Below are 20,444 nucleotides of genomic sequence, written 5' to 3'. Positions count from 1 at the left end.
GCCCGCCCGCACCCACAGGCCCCCGGACCCGCCCCGCGCGGGTCCGGGGGCCTCGTGCTCGCCGGATCCGGTGGACGACGGCCCCGGCTTCGGGTCGGCGCGGTCTCCCGCCTCGGGTGGGCGCGGCCCGACCCCGGCCGTTAGCGTGTCCGGCATGGAGATCCTCGCGTACGGAGTGCAGGCCGACGAACGGCCACTGCTGGAGCAGGCCTTCGCCGGCCGGCACGGGCTTCGCTGCCTGGACGTGTTCCTCAACCGCGACACCGCGCCGCTGGCCGTCGGCTACCCGGCCGTCAGCAGCAGCGTCAACGCCGTCCTCGACGCCGAGACCCTCGCGGTGCTGGCGGCCGGCGGCACCAAACTCATCGCCCAGCGCTCCACCGGCTTCAACAACATCGACCTCGACGCCGCCGCCGAGCTCGGCCTCACCATCGCCCGGGTCTCCCACTACAGCCCGTACTCGGTGGCCGAACACGCCTGGGCCCTCGCCCTGGCCGTCAACCGCCGCCTCACCCGCGCCGCCAACCGCACCCGCGAGTTCGACTTCCGCCTCGACGGCCTGCTCGGCCGGGACGTCCACGGCATGACCGTCGGCGTGATCGGCACCGGCAAGATCGGCGAGTGCTTCGCCCGGATCGCGGCCGGCTTCGGCACCGAACTCCTCGGCTGGGACATCGCGCAGAACCCGGCCTGCCTGGAACTCGGCATGACGTACACCGAGCTCCCCGAACTCCTCACCCGCGCCGACCTGGTGAGCCTCCACGTTCCCCTCCTCCCCGCCACCCACCACCTGATCGACGGGGACGCGCTGGCCCGGATGAAGGACGACGCCATCCTGATCAACTCCAGCCGCGGCGGCCTCATCGACAGCGCCGCCCTGGTCGAGACCCTGCGCGCCGGACGCCTCTCCGGCGTCGGCCTCGACGTCTACGAGGAGGAGACCGGCCTCTTCTTCACCGACCGCTCCATCCAGGGCATCACCGACGACACCCTCGCCCGCCTCGTCACCTTCCCCCAGGTCCTGGTCACCAGCCACCAGGCCTACTTCACCCGCACCGCCGTCGGCCAGATCATCGACGCCACCGCCCGCAACATCGACGACTTCGCCGCCGGCCGCCGCAACGAGAACACCCTCGTCCCCACGAGCGCGTGAGCCGCGGTGCGGCGGCATCCCGGGCCCCAACACGGCGCAGTAGCACGGCCCTTCGGGCACGCCCGCCCCAGTGAACCGACTGGAGGGGTGGAACATGGAGCTCGTCGGCCGGCACCAGCAGGCGGGCCTCCTGACCCGTCTGCTGTCCGAGTCGCGGAGCCGGGGCAGTGCCGTGCTGGTCCGTGGCCCGGCCGGAATCGGGACCGACGTCCTGGTCGTCACGGGCGTGCAGAGGAGCACCCCGCCCGCGCTGCCGGCCCGAGTGCGCCGCCGGCCCGTGTTCCGTCGCCGTTCTCCGAGCCTCCCTGCCGACCGGTCGGTCGGTCCGGCCGGGACGGGCGCGCGGCGGGGAGCCACCCGTACGGAGGGGGCGGGGGTAGGCCCAAGGTAAGGCCCGCCTAGGCTGTATGCCAAGCAAAAGGGGCGAACCGGACCCGCACCAGGGACCACGAGGACGGAAAGCAGGACCCGCCGATGGGCGACGGAATGTCAGGAATGCACCACCACGGCGGGATGACCCAACTAGGCCCGTTCACCTTGTCGAACGTCTGGACCTGGTCCCCGGACTGGGTGTTCCTGCTCGGCGGTCTCGTCGTCCTGGCGCTGTACGCGGCGGGCGTGGTGCGGCTGTACCGGCGCGGCGACCGCTGGCCGATCGGCCGGATGGTCGGCTGGGCCCTGGGTGTCGCCAGCATGCTGCTGGTCACCTGCACCGGGCTGAACGACTACGGCATGGTGCTGTTCAGCGCGCACATGATCCAGCACATGGTGCTCTCCATGCTGACGCCGATCCTGCTGCTGCTCGGCGCCCCGATCACGCTGGCCCTGCGGGCGCTGCGCCCGGCCGGCAAGGGCCGCCCGCGCGGGCCGCGCGAGCTGCTGGTGGCGCTGCTGCACAGCCGGTACGTCCGGATCGTGTCGCACGCGGCGTTCACCATCCCGATGTTCATCGCGAGCCTGTACGGGGTCTACTTCACCCCGCTGTTCGACTTCCTGATGCAGTACCGCCTCGGGCACATCTTCATGATGGTGCACTTCCTGCTCACCGGTCTGGCCTTCTTCTGGCCGATCATGGGCGTGGACCCGGGCCCGCACCGCCCCGGCCACGTGATGCGGATCATCGAGCTGTTCATGGGGATGCCGTTCCACGCCTTCTTCGGCGTGGCGGTGATGATGGCCGGCCACCCGCTGGTCACCACCTTCACCGTGGAGGGCGCACCACCGGGGACGAACCTGCTGGAGGACCAGAAGCTGGCCGGCGGCATCACCTGGGCGTTCGGCGAGATCCCGACCGCGATCGTGCTGATCGCGCTGGTCTACCAGTGGATGGGCTCCGAGCAGCGGCAGGCCCGCCGCCGCGACCGTTCCGAGGAGCGCACCGGCGACGCCGAGCTGGAGGCGTACAACGCCTACCTGGCCTCGCTGCACAAGCGCGACCGCCGCGCGGGTGCGGCTCCGGCCGCCCCGGTCGCCGGCGCCGCCCCGGCGGCCGACGCGGGCTGAGGCCCGCCCTCCGCCGCGGAACGCTCGTTCCCGGGACCCCCGTTCCGCCTCCGGAACGGGGGTTCCGCCGTTACCGGGGCCTGGGACAGCGGTGCCACCCGGTGCGGAACGGTCGTTCCGGCGCGGGCGTTCGAACAGACATGCACGTCCTGCTGATCGTCGCCGTCCTGCTCTGCGGGTACGTCCTGCTCTGGCTGCTCGGCTTCCTCGGCTTGGCGCTGTACCACCGCCACCGCCGGCCCGCGCCGACCGGCTCGGACTACCTGGTGGTCCTGGGCGCCGCGCTGGACGGCTGTGAGCCCGCGGCCCCGCTGGCGGCCCGGCTGGACGCCGCGCTGGAACGTTTCGCCGCCGAGGAGGCCGCCGGGCATGCCCCGCTGGTCCTGGTGACGGGCGGGAAGGGCCCGCACGAGGAGTGCACCGAGGCCGCCGCGATGGCCCGCTACCTGGTGGCCAGGGGCGTCCCGGCCGAGCGGATCCGGCGCGAGGAGCGCGCCGTGAACACCGCCGAGAACCTGCGCTTCAGCGCCGCCCTGATGGCCGCCGAGCGCCCCGGCTACCGCTGCACGGTGGTCACCAACGGCTTCCACACCGTCCGCTCCGCGCTGGCCGCCCGCCGGGCCGGCGCCCCCGCCGCGGTGCTCGGCGCGGACGGCCCGCTGGCGCACGGCCCGTACCTCCTGCTGCGCGAGGCCGTCGGCACCGCCCTCGCCCTGCTCGGCCGCGCCTGAACCGGGACAGCCCGAAGGCCCCGGGTCCGATCCGGACCCGGGGCCTTCGTCAGCTCGACTCGACCGGAATCAGCCGAGGTTGGCGAGCGCCTCGTTGAAGGTCTTCGACGGGCGCATCACGGCGGCGGCCTTGGCCGCGTCCGGCTGGTAGTAGCCGCCGAGGTCGACCGGCGAGCCCTGGACGGCGATCAGCTCGTCCACGATGGCCGACTCCTGCTCGGTCAGCGTCGCGGCCAGGCCGGCGAAGGCCTGGGCCAGCTCGGCGTCGGCGGTCTGCTTGGCCAGCTCCTGGGCCCAGTACATGGCCAGGTAGAAGTGGCTGCCGCGGTTGTCGATGCCACCGAGGCGGCGGCTCGGCGACTTGTCCTCGTTGAGGAAGGTGCCGGTGGCGCGGTCCAGGGTGTCGGCCAGCACCTGGGCGCGGGCGTTGTCCGTGGTGCTCGCCAGGTGCTCGAAGCTGGCGGCCAGCGCGAAGAACTCGCCCAGGCTGTCCCAGCGCAGGTAGTTCTCCTTGACCAGCTGCTGGACGTGCTTCGGGGCGGAGCCGCCGGCGCCGGTCTCGAACAGGCCACCGCCCGCCATCAGCGGGACGACCGACAGCATCTTGGCGCTGGTGCCCAGCTCCAGGATCGGGAACAGGTCGGTCAGGTAGTCACGCAGCACGTTGCCGGTCACCGAGATGGTGTCCTCGCCGCGGCGGATGCGCTCCAGCGAGAACTTGGTGGCCTCGACCGGGGACTTGATCTCGATCTGCAGGCCGGCGGTGTCGTGCTCCGGCAGGTACTGCTTGACCTTCTCGATCAGCACCGCGTCGTGGGCGCGGGTCTCGTCCAGCCAGAACACCGCCGGGACGCCGGTGGCGCGGGCGCGGGTGACGGCCAGCTTGACCCAGTCCTGGATCGGCAGGTCCTTGGTCTGGCAGGCGCGGAAGATGTCGCCCGGCTGGACGGCCTGCTCCAGCACCACGTTGCCCTCGGTGTCGACCAGGCGGACGGTGCCCGCGGCGGCGATCTCGAAGGTCTTGTCGTGCGAGCCGTACTCCTCGGCCTTCTGGGCCATCAGGCCGACGTTCGGCACCGAGCCGATGGTCGCCGGGTCCAGGGCGCCGTGGGCGCGGCAGTCGTCGATGACGGCCTGGTACACGCCGGAGTAGCTGCTGTCCGGCAGCACGGCCAGGGTGTCGGCCTCCTTGCCGTCCGGGCCCCACATGTGGCCGGAGGTGCGGATCATGGCCGGCATCGAGGCGTCGACGATGACGTCGCTCGGCACGTGCAGGTTGGTGATGCCCTTGTCGGAGTCGACCATGGCCAGGGCCGGGCCCTCGGCCAGCTCGGCCTCGAAGGAGGCCTTGATCTCGGCGCCCAGGTGCGGCACGTTGTCGAGGCCGGCCAGGATGCCGCCGAGGCCGTTGTTCGGGTTCAGACCGGCGGCGACCAGCGCCTCGCCGTACTTGGCGAAGGTCTTCGGGAAGAACGCGCGGACCACGTGGCCGAAGATGATCGGGTCGGAGACCTTCATCATGGTGGCCTTGAGGTGCACCGAGAACAGCACGCCCTCGGCCTTGGCACGGGCGACCTGCGCGGCCAGGAACTCGTTCAGGGCGGCGGCCCGCATCACCGAGGCGTCGACGACCTCGCCGGCCAGCACCGACACCTTGTCGCGCAGCACGGTGGTGGTGCCGTCCTCGCCGAGCAGCTCGATGCGCAGCGCACCGTCGGCGGCGATCACGGCGGACTTCTCGGTGGACCGGAAGTCGTTCTCACCCATGGTGGCGACGTTGGTCTTGGAGTCGGCCGTCCAGGCACCCATGCGGTGCGGGTGGGTCTTGGCGTAGTTCTTGACCGACTGCGGGGCGCGGCGGTCCGAGTTGCCCTCGCGCAGGACCGGGTTGACGGCGCTGCCCTTGACCTTGTCGTAGCGGGCGCGGACGTCCTTGTCCTCGTCGGTCTGCGGGTCGTCCGGGTAGTCCGGCAGGGCGTAGCCCTGGGCCTGGAGCTCGGCGATGGCGGCCTTGAGCTGCGGCACCGAGGCCGAGATGTTCGGCAGCTTGATGATGTTGGCACCCGGGGTCTTGGCCAGCTCACCCAGCTCGGCCAGCGCGTCGCCGATCCGCTGCGCCTCGGTCAGACGCTCCGGGAAGCTCGCGATGATCCGCCCGGCCAGGGAGATGTCGCGGGTCTCCACCCGCACACCCGCGGTCGAGGCGTAGGCCTGGACCACCGGCAGGAACGAGTAGGTCGCCAGGGCCGGAGCCTCGTCGGTGTGCGTATAGATGATGGTCGAGTCAGTCATCGGTACTCCGCTTCACGTCTCCAACGTCTTGACGTCAAGATATCTCGTCACAGGCCTCCGGCTCCACCTCCCCCCGTCTTCGGGTGTCCACCGGTCCGGCGCAGGGCGTGACCGGGGGATGCGAGGGAGGCCGAACTCCACGGTGGTCCGGGTCGGGACGCGTGGCAAGCGGAGGGCCCGGGCAGTGGTTTGGCCAGTCGGGTGAGCCGGGCGTCAGGAGTGCGTCAACGCACGACCCCATTCGGTCAACGGCGCGTCAGGACCGGGGATCCCCGGGCCGGCCCGCCCTAGCGTCGAGGCAGTAGTTCCGGCAGGCACCACCACCCCACTCGGGAGCATCCGCATGGCCCGCGTCGTCTGGCACGTTCCGGTCACCACCTCCGGCTCCGGAAGCACCACCGCACTCCGCCTGTTCCGCCTGCGCGACGGCCGCCGCTGCGCGGTCGGATTCTCCAGCCCCGAGGCCCTCGCCGCCCTCCTCGGGCCCGGCCAGGCCCACACCGAGCTCGCCGAGCCCGCCCTCCGCGAACTCACCGCCCCGCTCGGGATCGACACCCTGGTGCTGGACCCGCGAATGGTCGCCCCCTCCGTGTCCACGCCGTCCGCGACCACACCGTCCCTGACGGCCCCGCCCGGCACCGCCCCCGTCGCCCCGGCCCCGACCGTCCAGTTCCAGCACCGGTGACCGCCCCGCTCCAGCTCGTCCCGGACGATCCGGCCCAGGGCCGGTCGGGAGCGGGGCGGGCCCGGCCGGCCCGGGCGCTGCACGCGATCGCCCGGATCAGCCACGGACCGGTCCCGCTCGACTTCGACCGTCTCGCGGCGCAGTTCCCGGCCGTCCAGAGCGGCCTGGCCCTGGCCGGCGAGGCCGACCTCGAGCTGCGCCTCGCCTGTACCGGCCCCGAGGAGTTACGGGCGATCGCCGCCGCCCTGCACCGCGCGGGCGCCGCCAGGGTGCACATCGACCTCGTCCTGCGCTCCCTCACCCCCTCCCCGGTCACCCTGCGCCCGGTGCCGTGACGCCGGTGGCGGACGGCGCCCCGCCCCCCTGCCCGGGGGCGGGGCGCCCGGCCGCGCTCACTCCTCCCCGGGGCGCGGATCCGGGTTGATCGCCTGGCCGTCGATGGGCTGGCCCCAGGCGTCGTCGCCGGCCGCGTCGACGCAGTAGCCGCTGCCCTCGACGTGCCCGCCCGCACTCCGGCACTGGTCGGCGGTGACGTCCCGGCGCCCGCTCGCCGCCGCCGGTCCGGCGGCGGTGAGCAAGGCCCCGGCGGCGCCCCCGACGACGGCGGCGAGCAGGAGGACGGAGGCGGCCGCGGCGGCCGACCGGGCCGGGAGTGAGCTGTTCATGCGGACCACGACAGCACGCCGCCAGGCCCCCCGGCGACCACAGGACGCCCGCCCGGGTGGCCGCCGCCCACCGCCCGCCGGTCTACGGCCGCGCCAGCGCCGCGATGGCCGCGAGCAGCAGCGCCGAGCCCGCCAGCAGGCCCGCCGTCAGCGGCTCGCCGAGGAACAGCACGCCGATCACCGCCGCGGTCGCGGGCTCCAACAGGACCAGCACCGCGGCCGTGGTGCTGGGCACGGCGGTCAGGCCGGTGAAGTACCAGCGGTAGGCGAACAGGGTGGGGACCGTACCGAGGAAAAGCAGCGCCACCGCGCTCACCACCGGGTCCCCGCCCGTCGGCAGGACGCCCTGGGCGCCCTGGACGGCCGCGAGCGGCAGCAGGCAGAGCAGGCCGGTGGTGAAGGCGCCGGTGCCGGCCCTGGCCGAGCCGCCGCCGCGGGCCCAGAGGGTGAGGCCGCTCTGGCCGGCGCCCGCGAGGACGGCCAGCGCGACGCCGAGCGCCGGGCGCGGGCCCGCGGCCGGGGCGGCGACCAGCAGGGCGAGGCCGGCCAGGGCCAGGGCCACCGCGGCCGCGGCGCGACGGGTCAGCCGCTCGCCGATCAGCAGGTGGGCCCCGAGGCTGGTGAACACCGGGCCGGCGCCGATGGTGATCAGGGTGCCCAGCCCGAGCCCGGCGTACCGCACCGAGCCGAAGTAGGCGCACTGGCTGACCGCCAGGGCGAGTCCGGTCAGCCCGGCGGCGCGCCACCGGGCTGTGCCGCGCTCACCGCCGCGCTCACCGCGCGGTTCACGGCTCGGCAGCAGTGCCAGGCAGAGCGCGGCGACGCCGAAGCGCCAGCAGGAGACGCCCGCCGGGCCGAGCCCGCCGGTGCGCATCAGCAGCGCGGACACGGCGCCGCCCACGCCCCAGGCGACGGCGGCGGCGGAGATGGACAGGAGGCCGTGCCGGAAGGGCACGGCGGCGTTCGAGGTCATGCGCAGGTACTCCACGATGAGTTGCCGGTTCGGGTCCGCGGGGTACGCGGGCGGCAGTCATCGCCCCGGCTGCGGGCTGGTCCCGTCGGGCCGGAGTGGGTGGAGTGGGCCGCCCGCTAGCGGGCCGGCGGGGCGAGGATCACGAGACGCACCGGGACAGCCTATGCCGCCGTTCGGTGATCGCTTCAGGCCCCTCGGGCCACCTACGGGACACCACGGACCAGCCGACCTGCGGCGAGATCGAGTCGGCCGGGCGTCGACCCCCGTCGAGCGGCGGGCGCTCCCCCCCGCGCCCGCCCCGGCACAGCCCCTCGGCGCGAACCTCGGTGCCCGCGATTTGGCAGGCCGTCATTCCGGTCCGCCATCGCAGGCAGGCCGACAGCACTCCAAATGAGCGAGGGGGGCGGGGCGCGATCGCACCGACTCCGTCCGCCCCGTCAACTCACGCTGGAATCAGGGGATTTGAGGAGACGTGACAGCCAGACAAATCGGCCAGGGGGACAGTTCGACGACGCATCTGACCACCCATTCGGCCCCCGCCGTCAACCATTTGGCACGGATTAATATGACAAGGAATTAGCCAGTCGATACGTTCATTCATGTCGGCACCAAGCCGATCCAGTCCAGAACAGGAAACCAGGAGAAGGTCCATGAAGAACATGACCACCGCCATTGTCCTCGCGGCGTCGGCGGCCGTGGCCGTGACCGGCATCACCTACGCCTCGGCCGCCTCCGAGCCCGTGACGCAGGCGGCGCCGGTCGTTCAGAAGGCCGTCCCGGCGGCCGCTCCCGCCCCGGCGGCCGCTCCCGCCGCGGCGGCCGCCCCCGCCCTGGCTCCGCTCGACGGCGGCACGAAGGGCAACGAGGGCAAGGGCAACGAGGGCAAGGGCGAGGAGCGTCGCCACCACAAGGGTCACGAGCGTCGCGGCATCATCCACGTCAACGAGCGGTCGTACTCCGCCGACGACTTCGGCTGCATCACGGTGATCAGCGGCCTGGGCGCCAAGTCGCTCAACGTCCGCAACGACAGCCACCGGTCCGTCGAGCTCTTCAGCGGCGCGGTCTGCGACAACGGCGCCCCCATCGCCACCGTCGGGCCCCACAGCTCCAGCGACGGTGTTCGCCCGCGCCTCCACCACGGTGAAGGCATCGAGGTCGAGGACGGCGTCGTCGGCAGCTTCCGCGTCGTGAGCCACGACTTCGGCTACGGCTACGGCGAGCACGGCGGCGGCGGGCACGGCGGCGGCGGCGGCTACGACAAGAAGAACTGATCCAACGGCATAAGTGGAGCCCCGGCCCGCCGTAATCGGGCCGGGGCACCGACATGGGCATCCTCCCACAGGTCCACGCGCTCCGCCGCGAACGATGACCGCTGCGGCGGCGCGGCAGCGACCGCCCTCCCCCTGATCCGGATACCTGAACTCACCACATTCACAGCACCTCGGGGCGACGCTGCGCGGAGGTCCCGCGATCCGGTCGATCGGATCGCGGGACCTCTTCACGGTCACCCGCGGCCACCGCTCGACACCCGCCGGCCCGCGCCCGCCCACCCCGTGTCATGGCTATGCGAAAGCCGCCATTCCCATGCATGGCCGGGCGCTCCACCTTGCCAGGACCGGAGAGGGAAGCTCAATTCGCGCTCAAACGGTGAACCTACTCACCGGTCACGTAACAGACGACTGAACAGACAGCCTCCTACCTGCAGGGACGTCCAGAAAAAAATGTAAACATTCAGTAATGAAATCTGTGCAGGGGCACCTGAAAAGTCCTACTGTGTGGCAACTCTCATCGCTCTGCCCACCTCGGGGCCCCCACCCACAGAGAGATCGTTCATGGCTTCCCTCAACCAGATCTCACCGCCCGATCAGGGCACCGGCTCCGATTCCGGGACCACCCACCGGTCGCTGCGTCGCCACGTCGGGCTCGTCGGCCTCATGTGGGCCTCGGTCGGCTCGATCATCGGCTCCGGCTGGCTCTTCGGCGCGAAGGAGGGTGTCATGGCGGCGGGCCCGGCCGCCGTCCTGTCCTGGGGCATCGGCACGGTCGCGATCGTGCTGCTCGCGCTCGTCCACGCCGAGCTCGGCAGCATGTTCCCGGTCTCGGGCGGCACCGCGCGCTACCCGCACTACGCCTTCGGCGGCCTGGCCGGCATGTCCTTCGGCTGGTTCTCCTGGCTCCAGGCGGCCACCGTCGCGCCGATCGAGGTCGAGGCGATGATCGGCTACGCTCGGCACTGGCCCTGGGCGGCCGGCCTGCTCAACGACAACAACACCCTCACCGTCAGCGGCTTCGTCGTCGCCACCGTGCTGATGGCGGTGTTCGTCGCGGTGAACTTCCTCGGCGTGCGCGTGCTGGCCCGCACCAACAACATCGCCACCTGGCTGAAGATCTTCGTCCCGCTGCTGACCATCTTCGTGCTGGCCGTGACCAACTTCCACGGCTCCAACTTCACCTCGCACGGCTTCGCGCCGTTCGGCGCCAAGGGCGTGCTCGCGGCGATCAGCACCAGCGGCATCATCTTCGCCCTGCTCGGCTTCGAGCAGGCCATCCAGCTCGCCGGCGAGAGCCGCAACCCCAAGCGCGACATCCCCCGCGCCGTGCTCGGATCCGTCGCCATCGGCAGCCTGATCTACACCCTGCTCCAGGTCGTCTTCATCGGCGCCCTGCCGGTCAGCACCTTCGCCAACGGCTGGGACAAGCTCGACTTCCCCGGCATCGACGGCCCGTTCGCGGGCCTCGCCACCCTGGTCGGCCTCGGCTGGCTGGCCTGGGTGCTGTACGCCGACGCCGTGGTCTCCCCCGGCGGCAGCGGCCTGATCTACACCACCTCGACCTCCCGCATCTCCTACGGCCTGAGCCGCAACGGCTACGCCCCGCAGCGGTTCGAGGAGCTGGACAGGAACGGCGTGCCGTGGTTCGGCCTGGTGATCGCCTTCGTCACCGGCGTGATCTGCTTCCTGCCGTTCCCTAGCTGGCAGGAGCTGGTCGGCTTCATCACCTCCGCCAGCGTGCTGATGTACGCCGGCGCCCCGCTGGCCTTCGGCGCGATGCGCCGCCGCCTGCCCGGACACGAGCGCCCCTACCGGCTGCCGGCGGGCGGGCTGATCTCCCCCGCCGCGTTCGTGGTCTCCAGCCTGATCATCTACTGGTCCGGCTGGCACACCCTCTCCCGCCTGGGCATCGCGATCGTGCTCGGCTACCTCCTGCTCGGCAGCTACGCCGCGTACGCGATCAGGAAGGGCCTGCCGAACGCGCCCCGGCTGAGCTGGAAGTCCGCCCAGTGGCTGCCCCCGTACCTGGTGGGCCTCGGCCTGATCTCCTGGCAGGGCGGCTTCGGGGACGGCACCGGCCGGATCCCGATGTGGGGCGACATGGCCCTGGTGGCGGCGTTCTCGCTGGTCATCTACTACTGGGCGATCCGGGTCGCGCTGCCGACCGAGGCGATCGAGCAGGAGATCGCCGACGTCGAGGTGGTCGACGAGGGCGGCCACTGACCGACCCAGGACAGACGCGGAAGGGCCCGCCGGCCGTGCGACCGGCGGGCCCTTCCGCGTCCCGTCCTCAGAGGCCCAGAACCGTCCGCAGCACCGTGGTGAACTCGGCCTCCGCGTCCTGCGCCGGGCCGGTCGAGCGCCAGGCGACGAAGCCGTCCGGGCGGACCAGCACCGCACCCTGGGGGCCGATGCCGTGCAGCGCGGCGAAGTCCGCGCCGGGCTCCGGCGCCAGGTCGTCCTCGGCGCCGTCGCCGATCCGGAAGCCGTCCAGCGGGACGGCCAGCCGGTCGGCCGCGCGCCGGGCGCCCGCCTGCCAGGCGCCGCCCTCCGGGCCGGTCAGCAGCACCATCGCCTGCTCGTACAGGTCCAGCGTGGACAGCCGCACCCCCGCCCGCAGCAGCCACTGGTGCGGGGCCCGGCTGCCCGGCTCGCCCGCCGACTCGAACTGCTCGGGGACGACCGGGCCGTCGCGGTCCGCGCCGACCACCGCGCCCACCGGGTACCGGTAGCCCAGCGCCACCGCCAGCACCCCGGCCTGCCGGCCGACGCCCGGCGCCACCGCGTAGCCCGGGTGGCTGTGCTCGGCGGAGCGGGCCGAGGCCCGCTCACTGGTCACCCGGGCGACCGGGCGGCGCTCCTGCCCGTACGACTCCAGCAGCCGCGGCCCGGCCCAGCCGCACAGCACGGCGGCGATCTTCCAGGCCAGGTTGTGGGCGTCCTGGATCCCGGTGTTGGAACCGAACGCGCCGGTCGGGGACATCTCGTGGGCGGAGTCCCCTGCGAGGAAGACCCGCCCGGCGCCGTACCGGTCCGCCACCCGCTCGGCGGCGTGCCAGGGCGCCCGGCCGGTGACCTCGACGTCCAGCTCCGGCAGCCCGACGGCGGTGCGGATGTGCCGCTCACAGCGCTCGTCGGTGAAGGCCTCCAGCGGCTCGCCGTGCTCGGGGTGCCAGGGCGCGTGGAAGACCCACTCCTCCTGGTTGTCCACCGGCAGCAGCGCGCCGTCCGCCTCCGGGTTGGTCAGGTAGCAGGCGATGAAGTGCCGGTCGCCGACCACCTCGGCCAGCCGTTTGGCCCGGAAGGTGATGCTGACGTTGTGGAACAGCTCGCCCTTGCCCGACCGGCCGATGCCCAGCCGCTCCCGGACCGGGCTGCGCGGGCCGTCCGCGGCGATCAGGAACTCCGAGCGCACCACCCGCTCCTCGCCGCTCTCCCGGCTGCGCAGTACCGAGGTGACGCCGTCCGCGTCCTGCTCGAAGGAGACCAGCTCGGTGCTGAACCGCAGGTCGCCGCCGAGCTCGCGGGCCGCGCGCCGCAGCACCGGCTCCAGGTCGTTCTGGCTGCACAGGCACCAGGAGCTGGGGCTGAACCGGGCCAGCCGGCCGCCCGGGTCGATCTCCCGGAACAGCCACTCCTGCTCGGTGCCGGTCAGCGACGGCGCCTGGAGGATGCCGTGGTTGGGGGCGAGGATCGAGGCCGCCTCGCGGATCGCCGGCTCGATCCCGGCCACCCGGTACAGCTCCATGGTGCGGACGTTGTTGCCGCGCCCCCGCGGATGGTGCGAGGTGTCGGCGTGCTTCTCGACCAGCAGGTGTCCAACCCCGAGCCGACCGAGGAAGAGTGAGGCGGACAGCCCCACCAGCGAGCCGCCCACGATCAGGACCGGCACCCGGTCGTCAACCTTCGGATTCATCGATTGCTCCGCCCTGTCAGGGGATTCCGCGGCCCGGCGGTTGGGCTCGGCGCCGCCCACGACGGGCCCGCTCAGCCGGGGGCCCCGCTCTTCCATCCCCCGCCGGAGGGGGCCTGTGGCGCCCCTTCGCCCGGATGGCCCGCAAATCTCGCGCCGCGCCCGGTGCGCCGCCCACGATCGACCTCAGGCCTGGCGCCGACTCGCCCGGCCGAACCGCCGTCGCACCGCACTCCCAGGCCGGGGAGCACCCGCCGGACACGGCCGACACGGCCCGCAGCGTGCGGCCCAGAGCAGAAAGTGGATCATGACGACTCTGTCAGAACCCCAGCCGAAGCAGCAGGACGAGGCCGACACCCGGCTGCGGGTGGTGCTGATGCTGGAGATCCAGGACGGCGCCCAACAGCGCTTCCTCGACGTGTACGAGCAGCTGCGCCACCAGGTGGCCTCGGTCCCCGGCCACGTCAGCGACCAACTGTGCCAGTCGATCAACGACCCGCGCCAGTGGCTGATCACCAGCGAGTGGAAGGACCAGGAGACCTTCCTGGAGTGGGTGGACAGCCCGGCCCACCGGGAGATGGTCAAGCCGATGCACGGCTGCGTCAGCGACAACTTCCGCTCGCTGCGCTACGCCGTGCTGCGCGAGACCTCGGCGGCCGGCTCGACCGGCACCCGGGCCCCGATGGAGGTGCCACCCGGGCTGCCGCGCACCGCGCCCGCCGGGCACGTCGGCCCGCCCAAGGCCGAACCGGGCCCTGACGGCATCGTCCGCCACGCGCTGACGTTCACCGTCAAGCCCGGCAGCGAGCCCGAGGTGGCCCGCATCCTCTCCGGCTACTCCTCGCCCAAGGCCGACGTGGACCAGCACACCCGGCTGCGCCGCACCTCGCTGTTCATGCTCGGCAACCGGGTCGTCCGCGCCGTCGAAGTGATCGGCAACCTCGGCGACGCGCTGCGCCACGTGGCGATGCAGCCCGAGGTGCGGGCCGTCGAGGAGGCGCTCAACCCGCACCTGGAGGAGGCCCGCCAGCTGGGCGACCCGCAGGCCGCCCGGGCGTTCTTCGCCAGGGCCGCGCTGCCCGCCCGGCACCAGGCGATCGCCAGCTCCCCCGCCTCCGCGCGGCTGCACCGGCACGCCGTGCTCTACCCCGTCCGCCCCGGCCGCGGACAGGCCGTGGCCGAGCTGCTGGCCGAGCACGACAACCTGGCCACCGCCGACCCGACCGGGCCGGTCGCGGCGGCCACCGTCTTCCAGCGCGAGGACGTGGTGGTACGCCTGGTCGACCTGCGGGTGCCGGCCGAGGCCGACCCTGCGGCCGCCCTCGGCGTGGCCGACGACGAGCAGGCCGCCGTGCTCGCCGGGCTGCTCGACCTCGGCCCGCAGGGCGACCTGCGCACCGCGGCCGGGCTCGGCGCCTTCCTCGCCGCCCGCGCGATGAACCCGGTCACCGACCGCACGTCCCCCGACCCCATCAACAACTGACGCTCCGACACCTTCACGGGAGAACTCCATGACCACGCAGTCCCCACGGATCGTCAGCGTCCACGAGGCACCGGAGAACCGCCGCCACGGCGCCGAGCTGCGCACCATGCTCACCCCGACCACCTGCGGCGCGACCAGCGGCTTCATGGGCCTGGCGATCGTCAAGCCCGGCGAGCGGATCGGCGAGCACTACCACCCGTACTCCGAGGAGTTCGTGTTCGTCGTCTGCGGCGAGCTGGAGGTGGACCTCGACGGGAAGCCCCATCCGCTCAAACCGGACCAGGGCCTGATGATCCCGATCAACATGCGCCACCGCTTCCGCAACGTCGGCGACACCGAGGCCCGGATGGTCTTCCACCTCGGCCCGCTCGCCCCACGCCCCGACCTCGGCCACGTGAGCACCGAGGGGACCGCGGCCTCCGGCCCGCCGGAACACGCCAAGGTGGGCTCGTGACCCGGCGCGTCGCCGTCACCGGGATCGGTGTGGTCGCACCCGGCGGGGTCGGCGTCCCGGCGTTCTGGGACCTCCTGACGGCCGGCCGCACCGCGACCCGGGGCATCACGCTCTTCGACCCCACCGGGTTCCGCTCCCGGATCGCCGCCGAGGTCGACTTCGACCCGGCGGCCCACGGGCTGGGCCCGGAGGACGTCCAACGGGCCGACCGCTACGTGCAGTTCGCGATGGTCGCGGCCGACGAGGCGATCGCCGACGCCGGCCTGGACCTGGCCACCGAGGACCCGTGGCGGATCGCCGTCTCGCTCGGCACCGCCGTCGGCGGCACCACCCGGCTGGAACACGACTACGCCCTGGTGAGCGCGTCCGGCGCCCGCTGGGACGTGGACCACCGGCAGGCCGAGCCGCAGCTGCACCGGGCCTTCGCGCCCAGCACGCTGGCCTCCGCGGTGGCCGAGCGGACCGGCGCGCACGGCCCGGTGCAGACCGTCTCCACCGGCTGCACCTCCGGACTGGACGCGATCGGCTACGGCTTCCAGGCGGTCGAGGAGGGCCGCGCCGACATCTGCGTCGCCGGCGCCTCCGACTCCCCGATCTCGCCGATCACCGTCGCCTGCTTCGACGCCATCAAGGCCACCAGCGAGCGCAACGACGACCCGCAGCACGCCTCCCGCCCCTTCGACGCCGACCGGGACGGCTTCGTGCTCGGTGAGGGCGGCGCCGTCCTGGTGCTGGAGGAGCTGGAGCACGCCCGCCGCCGCGGCGCCCGGATCTACGGCGAGATCGGCGGCTTCGCCACCTTCGGCAACGCCTACCACATGACCGGCCTCACCAAGGAGGGGCTGGAGATGTCCCGGGCGATCGACCACGCGCTCGCCCACGCCCGGGTGGACCGCACCGAGGTGGACTACGTCAACGCGCACGGCTCGGGCACCAAGCAGAACGACCGGCACGAGACCGCCGCGGTCAAGCGCTCACTGGGCGGGCACGCCTTCGGGACCCCGATGAGCTCGATCAAGTCGATGGTCGGGCACTCGCTCGGCGCGATCGGTGCCATCGAGGTGGTCGCCTGCACCCTGGCGCTCGTCCACGGCGTGGTGCCGCCGACCGCCAACTACGAGACTCCGGACCCGGAGTGCGACCTCGACTACGTGCCGCGCACCGCGCGCGAGCTGCCGCTGAGCCACATCCTCTCGGTCGGCAGCGGATTCGGCGGATTCCAGTCCGCCGTCGTGCTCAACAGAACGGGGTGAGTTCCATGACGTCACGTCAGCAGGGCCGCCGGGCGGTGGTCACCGGCCTCGGCGTGGTGGCGCCGAACGGCGTCGGGGCCGACGCCTTCTGGAAGGCCACCAGGCAGGGCGTGAGCGTCCTGGACCGGATATCCCGCGAGGGCTGCACCGATCTGCCGCTGCGGATCGCGGGCCAGGTGAACGGGTTCGATCCGCATTCGGCGATCGACAACCGCTTCCTGGTGCAAACCGACCGCTTCACGCACTACGCGATGGCCGCCGCCGACCTGGCGGTGTCGGACGCCGGGTTCCGGCCCGACCCGGAACAGCCCTTCGCGGTCGGCGTGGTGACCGCCGCCGGCTCCGGCGGCGGCGAGTTCGGCCAGCGCGAGCTCCAGCGACTCTGGGGCCAGGGACCGAAGTTCGTCGGCCCGTACCAGTCCATCGCCTGGTTCTACGCGGCCAGCACCGGCCAGATCTCGATCCGCGGCGGCTACAAGGGCCCCTGCGGGGTCGTCGCCAGTGACGAGGCCGGTGGGCTGGACGCCGTCGCGCACGCCGCCCGGGCGATCGAACGCGGCACCGACGCGGTGGTGGTCGGCGCCGCCGAGGCCCCGCTGGCGCCGTACTCGATGGTCTGCCAGCTCGGCTACGCCGAGCTCAGCCTGGCCGAGCGGGCCGATCGGGCGTACCTGCCGTTCACCGCGCAGGCCTGCGGCTTCTCCCCCGCCGAGGGCGGCGCGATGCTGCTGCTGGAGGACGAGCAGTCGGCCCGCCTGCGTGGCGCCAACGTCCGGGCGCAACTGGCCGGCCACGGCGCCACCTTCACCGGGGCCTCCCGCTGGACGGAGTCCCGGGAAGGACTGGCGGCCGCCATCCGGATCGCGTTGGACGACGCCCGCATCGCGCCCGAGGAGATCGACGTGGTCTTCGCGGACGCCCTGGGGCTGCCCGCCGCCGACCGCGCCGAGGCCCTGGCACTGGCCGACGCGCTCGGCCCGACCGCCGAGCAGATCCCGGTCACCGCGCCCAAGACCGGTACGGGGCGCGCCTACTGCGGCGCGCCGATGCTCGACGTGACCGCCGCCGTGCTGGCCATGGAGGACGGCGTGCTGCCGCCCACCCCCAACGTCACCGAGGTCTGCCACGACCTCGCCCTGGTGACCGGCCGCGCCCGCCCGGCCGAACTGAACACCGCGCTGGTGCTCAGCCGCGGGCTGATGGGCTCCAACTCCGCGCTGGTGCTCCGGCGCGCGCGGCCCTGAACCACTCCTCACACCTCCGAAGGGAAACCCCGTGAGCAACACCCTCAGCTATCCGGAACTCGCCGAGCTGCTCCAGGCCCGGGCCGGCGTCACCGTCGACCCGGGCGACCTGGCGCAGCCGGGCGCGGACTTCGACACGTTCGGCATCGACTCGCTCGGCCTGCTCGGCGTCGTCGGCGAGCTGGAGAACCGGCACGGCCTCAAGGTCACCTCGGGCGCCGAGTCGGCCAAGACCCCGGCCGAGTTCCTGGAGCTGGTCAACTCCTCCCTCACCGCGAAGGCTGGTGCCTGAGATGCCCGGACACACCGACAACGAGATCGTCATCGCCGCTCCGCTCGACCTGGTCTGGGAGATGACCAACGACCTGGAGAACTGGCCGCAGCTGTTCAGCGAGTACGCCTCGGTGGAGGTGCTGGACCGGCAGGGCTCCCGGGTCCGGTTCCGGCTCACCATGCACCCGGACGAGAACGGCCAGGTGTGGAGCTGGGTCTCCGAGCGGGAGACCGACCGGGACGCGCTCTCGGTGCGCGCCCGCCGGGTCGAGCCCGGCCCGTTCGAGTTCATGGAGATCCGCTGGGAGTACGCGGAGGTGCCGGCCGGCACCAGGATGCGCTGGATCCAGGACTTCGCGATGAAGCCGACCGCCCCCGTCGACGACGAGGGCATGACCGGCCACATCAACCGCAACTCCAAGATCCAGATGCAGCTGATCCGGGAGAAGGTCGAGAAGCGGGCGGCGGAGCTGTGACCGGCGTGCACAGGGCGCTGATCGTCGCCCGGATGAAGCCCGAGGCCGCACCGGACATCGCCGAGGTGTTCGCCGAGTCCGACCAGGGCGAACTGCCGCACCTCATCGGCGTCACCGGCCGCAGCCTCTTCCAGTTCGGCGACGTCTACCTGCACCTGATCGAGGCCGACCGCCCGCCGGGCCCGGCCGTCGCCAAGGTCGTCGGGCACCCGGAGTTCCGGACCGTCAGCGACCGCCTGACCGCCTTCGTGCAGGCGTACGACCCCGCCACCTGGCGGGAACCCAAGGACGCGATGGCGCGGGAGTTCTACCGCTGGGACCGGTGACCCCGCACCCTCGTTGATCCGCGGCTCCCTGATGGGCCCGCCCCCGGCCGCGTGCCGGGAGCGGGCCCACGCGTGTCCGGCGGCCGGGCGACCGGGCGGATTCACCCGGATCGACCGGCCGACCGGGTGAACACTCCCGGGACTCCACCCGAAGGGCGCACGCTGCGCACCGGCACTGCCACGCTCCGGTGGCAGGCGGCCCCACGGTGGATGACGGTGGATCAGGCGCACCCACCGCGAGTCCCCTTGTCCGACACCGTGTCGGACAGTCGCGGTCCTGCGCGCCGGAAGGATCATCCTCATGCGTTCTGCACGCACGCTGCTCGCCGGGGCGGCAGTCGCCGCCGCGCTCACCGTCGGCACCCCCGTCGCATTCGCCGACGGAGCCGCCGACCAGGGCAAGAACCTCACCTGGCAGGAGAAGCAGGACAAGTCCGAGAGGGCCTCCGACAACGAGCGGAACTCCGGCAATTCCAAGGGCGACGACGACAGGAAGGGGGGTGGCTCCGAGGAGCGCAAGGGTTCCGACGAGCGCAGGGGCGAGGACCACAAGGGCTCCGACGATCGCAAGGGCGAGGACCACAAGGGCTCCGACGAACACAAGGGCGAGGACCACAAGGGCTCCGACGAACACAAGGGCTCCGGCGAGCACAAGGGCTCCGAGGCCAAGGGCGAGGACCACAAGAGCCCGCACGGAGGCGTGCACACCGGTGGCGGCGGCCTGGCGCTGTCCGGTGGCGGGCTCGCCTCCGGCGCGGTGCTGCTGCTCGGCGGGCTCGGGGCGGGCGCGTTCGCCCTGCGCCGCCGCCGTTCCTCCGGCGCGGTCGCCTGACCCCCGGCGCCATGCTTCCGCCGCCTCCGGGCGCCCGCCCCGCACGGGGCGGGCGCGCCGGGGGCGGCGGGCCGTTGCGGAACCGGTCGATCGGAGGACAGGAATGACGGGCGCTCCCGCCTCTGGAATGCCCCGGCTGCTGCGCGCGGGAATGGGCGCGGCGGCGGTCGGGCTGCTGCTGATCTACAACTCGGTGGACACCGGGCCGAACGCCGGCGCGCAGGACGGCCGGCCCGCTCCCCCGGCGGCCGCCGCGGCGGCCGTCCCCGGGCCTTCCGCCGCCGCCACGGCCCCGCGCGCGACGTCACAGGCCCCGGGCACGACGTCACAGGCGCCGGTGCTCAAGCGCGCCAAGCCGACCCGGCTGCGGATCCCGCAGATCGCCGTGGACGCGCCGTTCACCGAACTGGCCCTCAACCCGGCCGGCCAGCTGAACGCGCCGCCGCCGAACGACAAGAACCTGGTCGGCTGGTACCGGGACGGCGTCAGCCCGGGCGAGCGCGGCAGCGCGGTCGTCGCAGGGCACGTGGACACCTCCAAGGGCCCGGCGGTGTTCCTGCTGCTGAGCTTCCTGCTGCCGGGCAACAAGATCGAGGTGAGTCGCGCGGACGGGACGGTCGCGGTGTTCTCGGTGGACTCCGTGGAGACCTTCGCCAAGAAGGACTTCCCCGACGCCAAGGTGTACGGCAAGACCCCCGACGCCCAGCTCCGGCTGATCACCTGCGGCGGCACGTACGACAAGAAGCGGCGGGACTACCTGGACAACGTCGTGGTCTTCGCCCACCTGGAGTCCTCGCACCCCGGGTGACCCGGGCCGGCCGCGCGTGCACGACCGCCGGCCCCCGGCCCCCGGGGAATCCAGGGGCCGGGGGCCGGCGGTCGTGCGGCCGTACGCGCGTAGGGGCGTACGCCGGGGC

20 protein-coding genes are annotated in these 20,444 nt (G+C 73.0%); 16 read left to right on the top strand and 4 right to left on the bottom strand.

The annotated features are described in order from the left end of the window. Nucleotides 1–154: 154 nt before the first annotated feature. The 3 genes from ACZ5OX_RS13375 to ACZ5OX_RS13365 all read left to right on the top strand — a co-directional run bounded on the left by ACZ5OX_RS13375 (nt 155) and on the right by ACZ5OX_RS13365 (nt 3,387). Nucleotides 155–1,153, top strand: a complete 999-nt coding sequence (locus tag ACZ5OX_RS13375; protein ID WP_465630011.1) for a 2-hydroxyacid dehydrogenase — start codon at nt 155–157, stop codon at nt 1,151–1,153. Nucleotides 1,154–1,648: 495 nt separating this feature from the next. Further along, nucleotides 1,649–2,656 (top strand): cytochrome c oxidase assembly protein, encoded by a 1,008-nt coding sequence (locus tag ACZ5OX_RS13370; RefSeq protein ID WP_465630010.1) that lies wholly within the window; start codon nt 1,649–1,651, stop codon nt 2,654–2,656. Between the two features lie 140 nt (nt 2,657–2,796). Then, nucleotides 2,797–3,387, top strand: a complete 591-nt coding sequence (locus tag ACZ5OX_RS13365; RefSeq protein ID WP_465630009.1) for a YdcF family protein — start codon at nt 2,797–2,799, stop codon at nt 3,385–3,387. Nucleotides 3,388–3,456: 69 nt separating this feature from the next. Here the strand turns inward: ACZ5OX_RS13365 and ACZ5OX_RS13360 are convergent, their stop codons facing one another. Continuing rightward, nucleotides 3,457–5,679, bottom strand: a complete 2,223-nt coding sequence (locus tag ACZ5OX_RS13360; protein WP_465630008.1) for an NADP-dependent isocitrate dehydrogenase — start codon at nt 5,677–5,679, stop codon at nt 3,457–3,459. Between the two features lie 343 nt (nt 5,680–6,022). Between ACZ5OX_RS13360 and ACZ5OX_RS13355 the strand changes: the two genes are divergently transcribed. Together ACZ5OX_RS13355 and ACZ5OX_RS13350 are read left to right on the top strand one after the other, a co-directional pair. Continuing rightward, entirely contained in the window at nt 6,023–6,364 is a 342-nt protein-coding gene (locus ACZ5OX_RS13355) for an SAV_915 family protein (RefSeq protein WP_465630007.1), read from the top strand. Continuing rightward, entirely contained in the window at nt 6,361–6,699 is a 339-nt protein-coding gene (locus tag ACZ5OX_RS13350) for a hypothetical protein (RefSeq protein WP_465630006.1), read from the top strand. The genes ACZ5OX_RS13355 and ACZ5OX_RS13350 overlap by 4 nt, the downstream gene beginning before the upstream one ends. 57 nt (nt 6,700–6,756) lie before the next feature. Here ACZ5OX_RS13350 and ACZ5OX_RS13345 read toward each other — a convergent pair whose 3' ends face one another. Both ACZ5OX_RS13345 and ACZ5OX_RS13340 read right to left on the bottom strand, forming a co-directional pair. Next, entirely contained in the window at nt 6,757–7,029 is a 273-nt protein-coding gene (locus ACZ5OX_RS13345; protein ID WP_465630005.1) for a hypothetical protein, read from the bottom strand. Between the two features lie 82 nt (nt 7,030–7,111). Beyond that, nucleotides 7,112–8,002: a DMT family transporter gene (locus tag ACZ5OX_RS13340; RefSeq protein ID WP_465630004.1), complete on the bottom strand. Its 891-nt coding sequence runs from the start codon at nt 8,000–8,002 to the stop codon at nt 7,112–7,114. A 650-nt stretch (nt 8,003–8,652) separates the two neighbouring features. On the opposite strand from ACZ5OX_RS13340, the gene ACZ5OX_RS13335 reads away from it, so the two are divergent. Continuing rightward, nucleotides 8,653–9,273 (top strand): hypothetical protein, encoded by a 621-nt coding sequence (locus tag ACZ5OX_RS13335; RefSeq protein WP_465630003.1) that lies wholly within the window; start codon nt 8,653–8,655, stop codon nt 9,271–9,273. Between the two features lie 561 nt (nt 9,274–9,834). Then, entirely contained in the window at nt 9,835–11,496 is a 1,662-nt protein-coding gene (locus ACZ5OX_RS13330; RefSeq protein WP_449787511.1) for an APC family permease, read from the top strand. A 67-nt stretch (nt 11,497–11,563) separates the two neighbouring features. On the opposite strand, the gene ACZ5OX_RS13325 is transcribed toward ACZ5OX_RS13330, so the two are convergent. Further along, on the bottom strand, nt 11,564–13,285 hold the full coding sequence (locus ACZ5OX_RS13325; RefSeq protein WP_465630002.1) for an FAD-dependent oxidoreductase: 1,722 nt from the start codon (nt 13,283–13,285) through the stop codon (nt 11,564–11,566). Nucleotides 13,286–13,493: 208 nt separating this feature from the next. Between ACZ5OX_RS13325 and ACZ5OX_RS13320 the strand changes: the two genes are divergently transcribed. From ACZ5OX_RS13320 to ACZ5OX_RS13280, 9 genes are all read left to right on the top strand, one after another. After that, the gene (locus ACZ5OX_RS13320; RefSeq protein ID WP_465630001.1) at nt 13,494–14,669 is read left to right on the top strand and encodes a SchA/CurD-like domain-containing protein; all 1,176 of its coding nucleotides are present in this window, start codon (nt 13,494–13,496) and stop codon (nt 14,667–14,669) included. Between the two features lie 28 nt (nt 14,670–14,697). Further along, complete coding sequence (locus ACZ5OX_RS13315; protein ID WP_392876212.1) at nt 14,698–15,123, top strand: cupin domain-containing protein; 426 nt, start codon at nt 14,698–14,700, stop codon at nt 15,121–15,123. Beyond that, nucleotides 15,120–16,376 carry a beta-ketoacyl-[acyl-carrier-protein] synthase family protein gene (locus ACZ5OX_RS13310; RefSeq protein ID WP_449787514.1) on the top strand — a complete coding sequence of 419 codons (1,257 nt, stop codon included), beginning with the start codon at nt 15,120–15,122 and terminating at the stop codon, nt 16,374–16,376. The genes ACZ5OX_RS13315 and ACZ5OX_RS13310 overlap by 4 nt, the downstream gene beginning before the upstream one ends. Nucleotides 16,377–16,381: 5 nt before the next feature. Further along, entirely contained in the window at nt 16,382–17,620 is a 1,239-nt protein-coding gene (locus ACZ5OX_RS13305; RefSeq protein WP_465630000.1) for a beta-ketoacyl synthase N-terminal-like domain-containing protein, read from the top strand. Between the two features lie 31 nt (nt 17,621–17,651). Further along, nucleotides 17,652–17,912: a phosphopantetheine-binding protein gene (locus tag ACZ5OX_RS13300; protein WP_465629999.1), complete on the top strand. Its 261-nt coding sequence runs from the start codon at nt 17,652–17,654 to the stop codon at nt 17,910–17,912. A 1-nt stretch (nt 17,913) separates the two neighbouring features. Beyond that, nucleotides 17,914–18,369 (top strand): SRPBCC family protein, encoded by a 456-nt coding sequence (locus ACZ5OX_RS13295; protein WP_449787517.1) that lies wholly within the window; start codon nt 17,914–17,916, stop codon nt 18,367–18,369. 5 nt (nt 18,370–18,374) lie between these two features. Then, a complete protein-coding gene (locus ACZ5OX_RS13290) occupies nt 18,375–18,695 on the top strand; it encodes a TcmI family type II polyketide cyclase (protein ID WP_097235013.1) in 321 nt (106 codons plus the stop codon). A 301-nt stretch (nt 18,696–18,996) separates the two neighbouring features. Further along, nucleotides 18,997–19,527: a hypothetical protein gene (locus ACZ5OX_RS13285; protein WP_465629998.1), complete on the top strand. Its 531-nt coding sequence runs from the start codon at nt 18,997–18,999 to the stop codon at nt 19,525–19,527. A gap of 103 nt (nt 19,528–19,630) precedes the next feature. Then, nucleotides 19,631–20,335, top strand: a complete 705-nt coding sequence (locus ACZ5OX_RS13280) for a class F sortase (protein WP_465629997.1) — start codon at nt 19,631–19,633, stop codon at nt 20,333–20,335. The last annotated feature ends 109 nt before the right edge of the window (nt 20,336–20,444 follow it).

It is taken from the genome of Kitasatospora sp. NPDC032121 (genome assembly GCF_055580145.1).
This window is presented reverse-complemented; position numbering and strand designations above follow the sequence as displayed.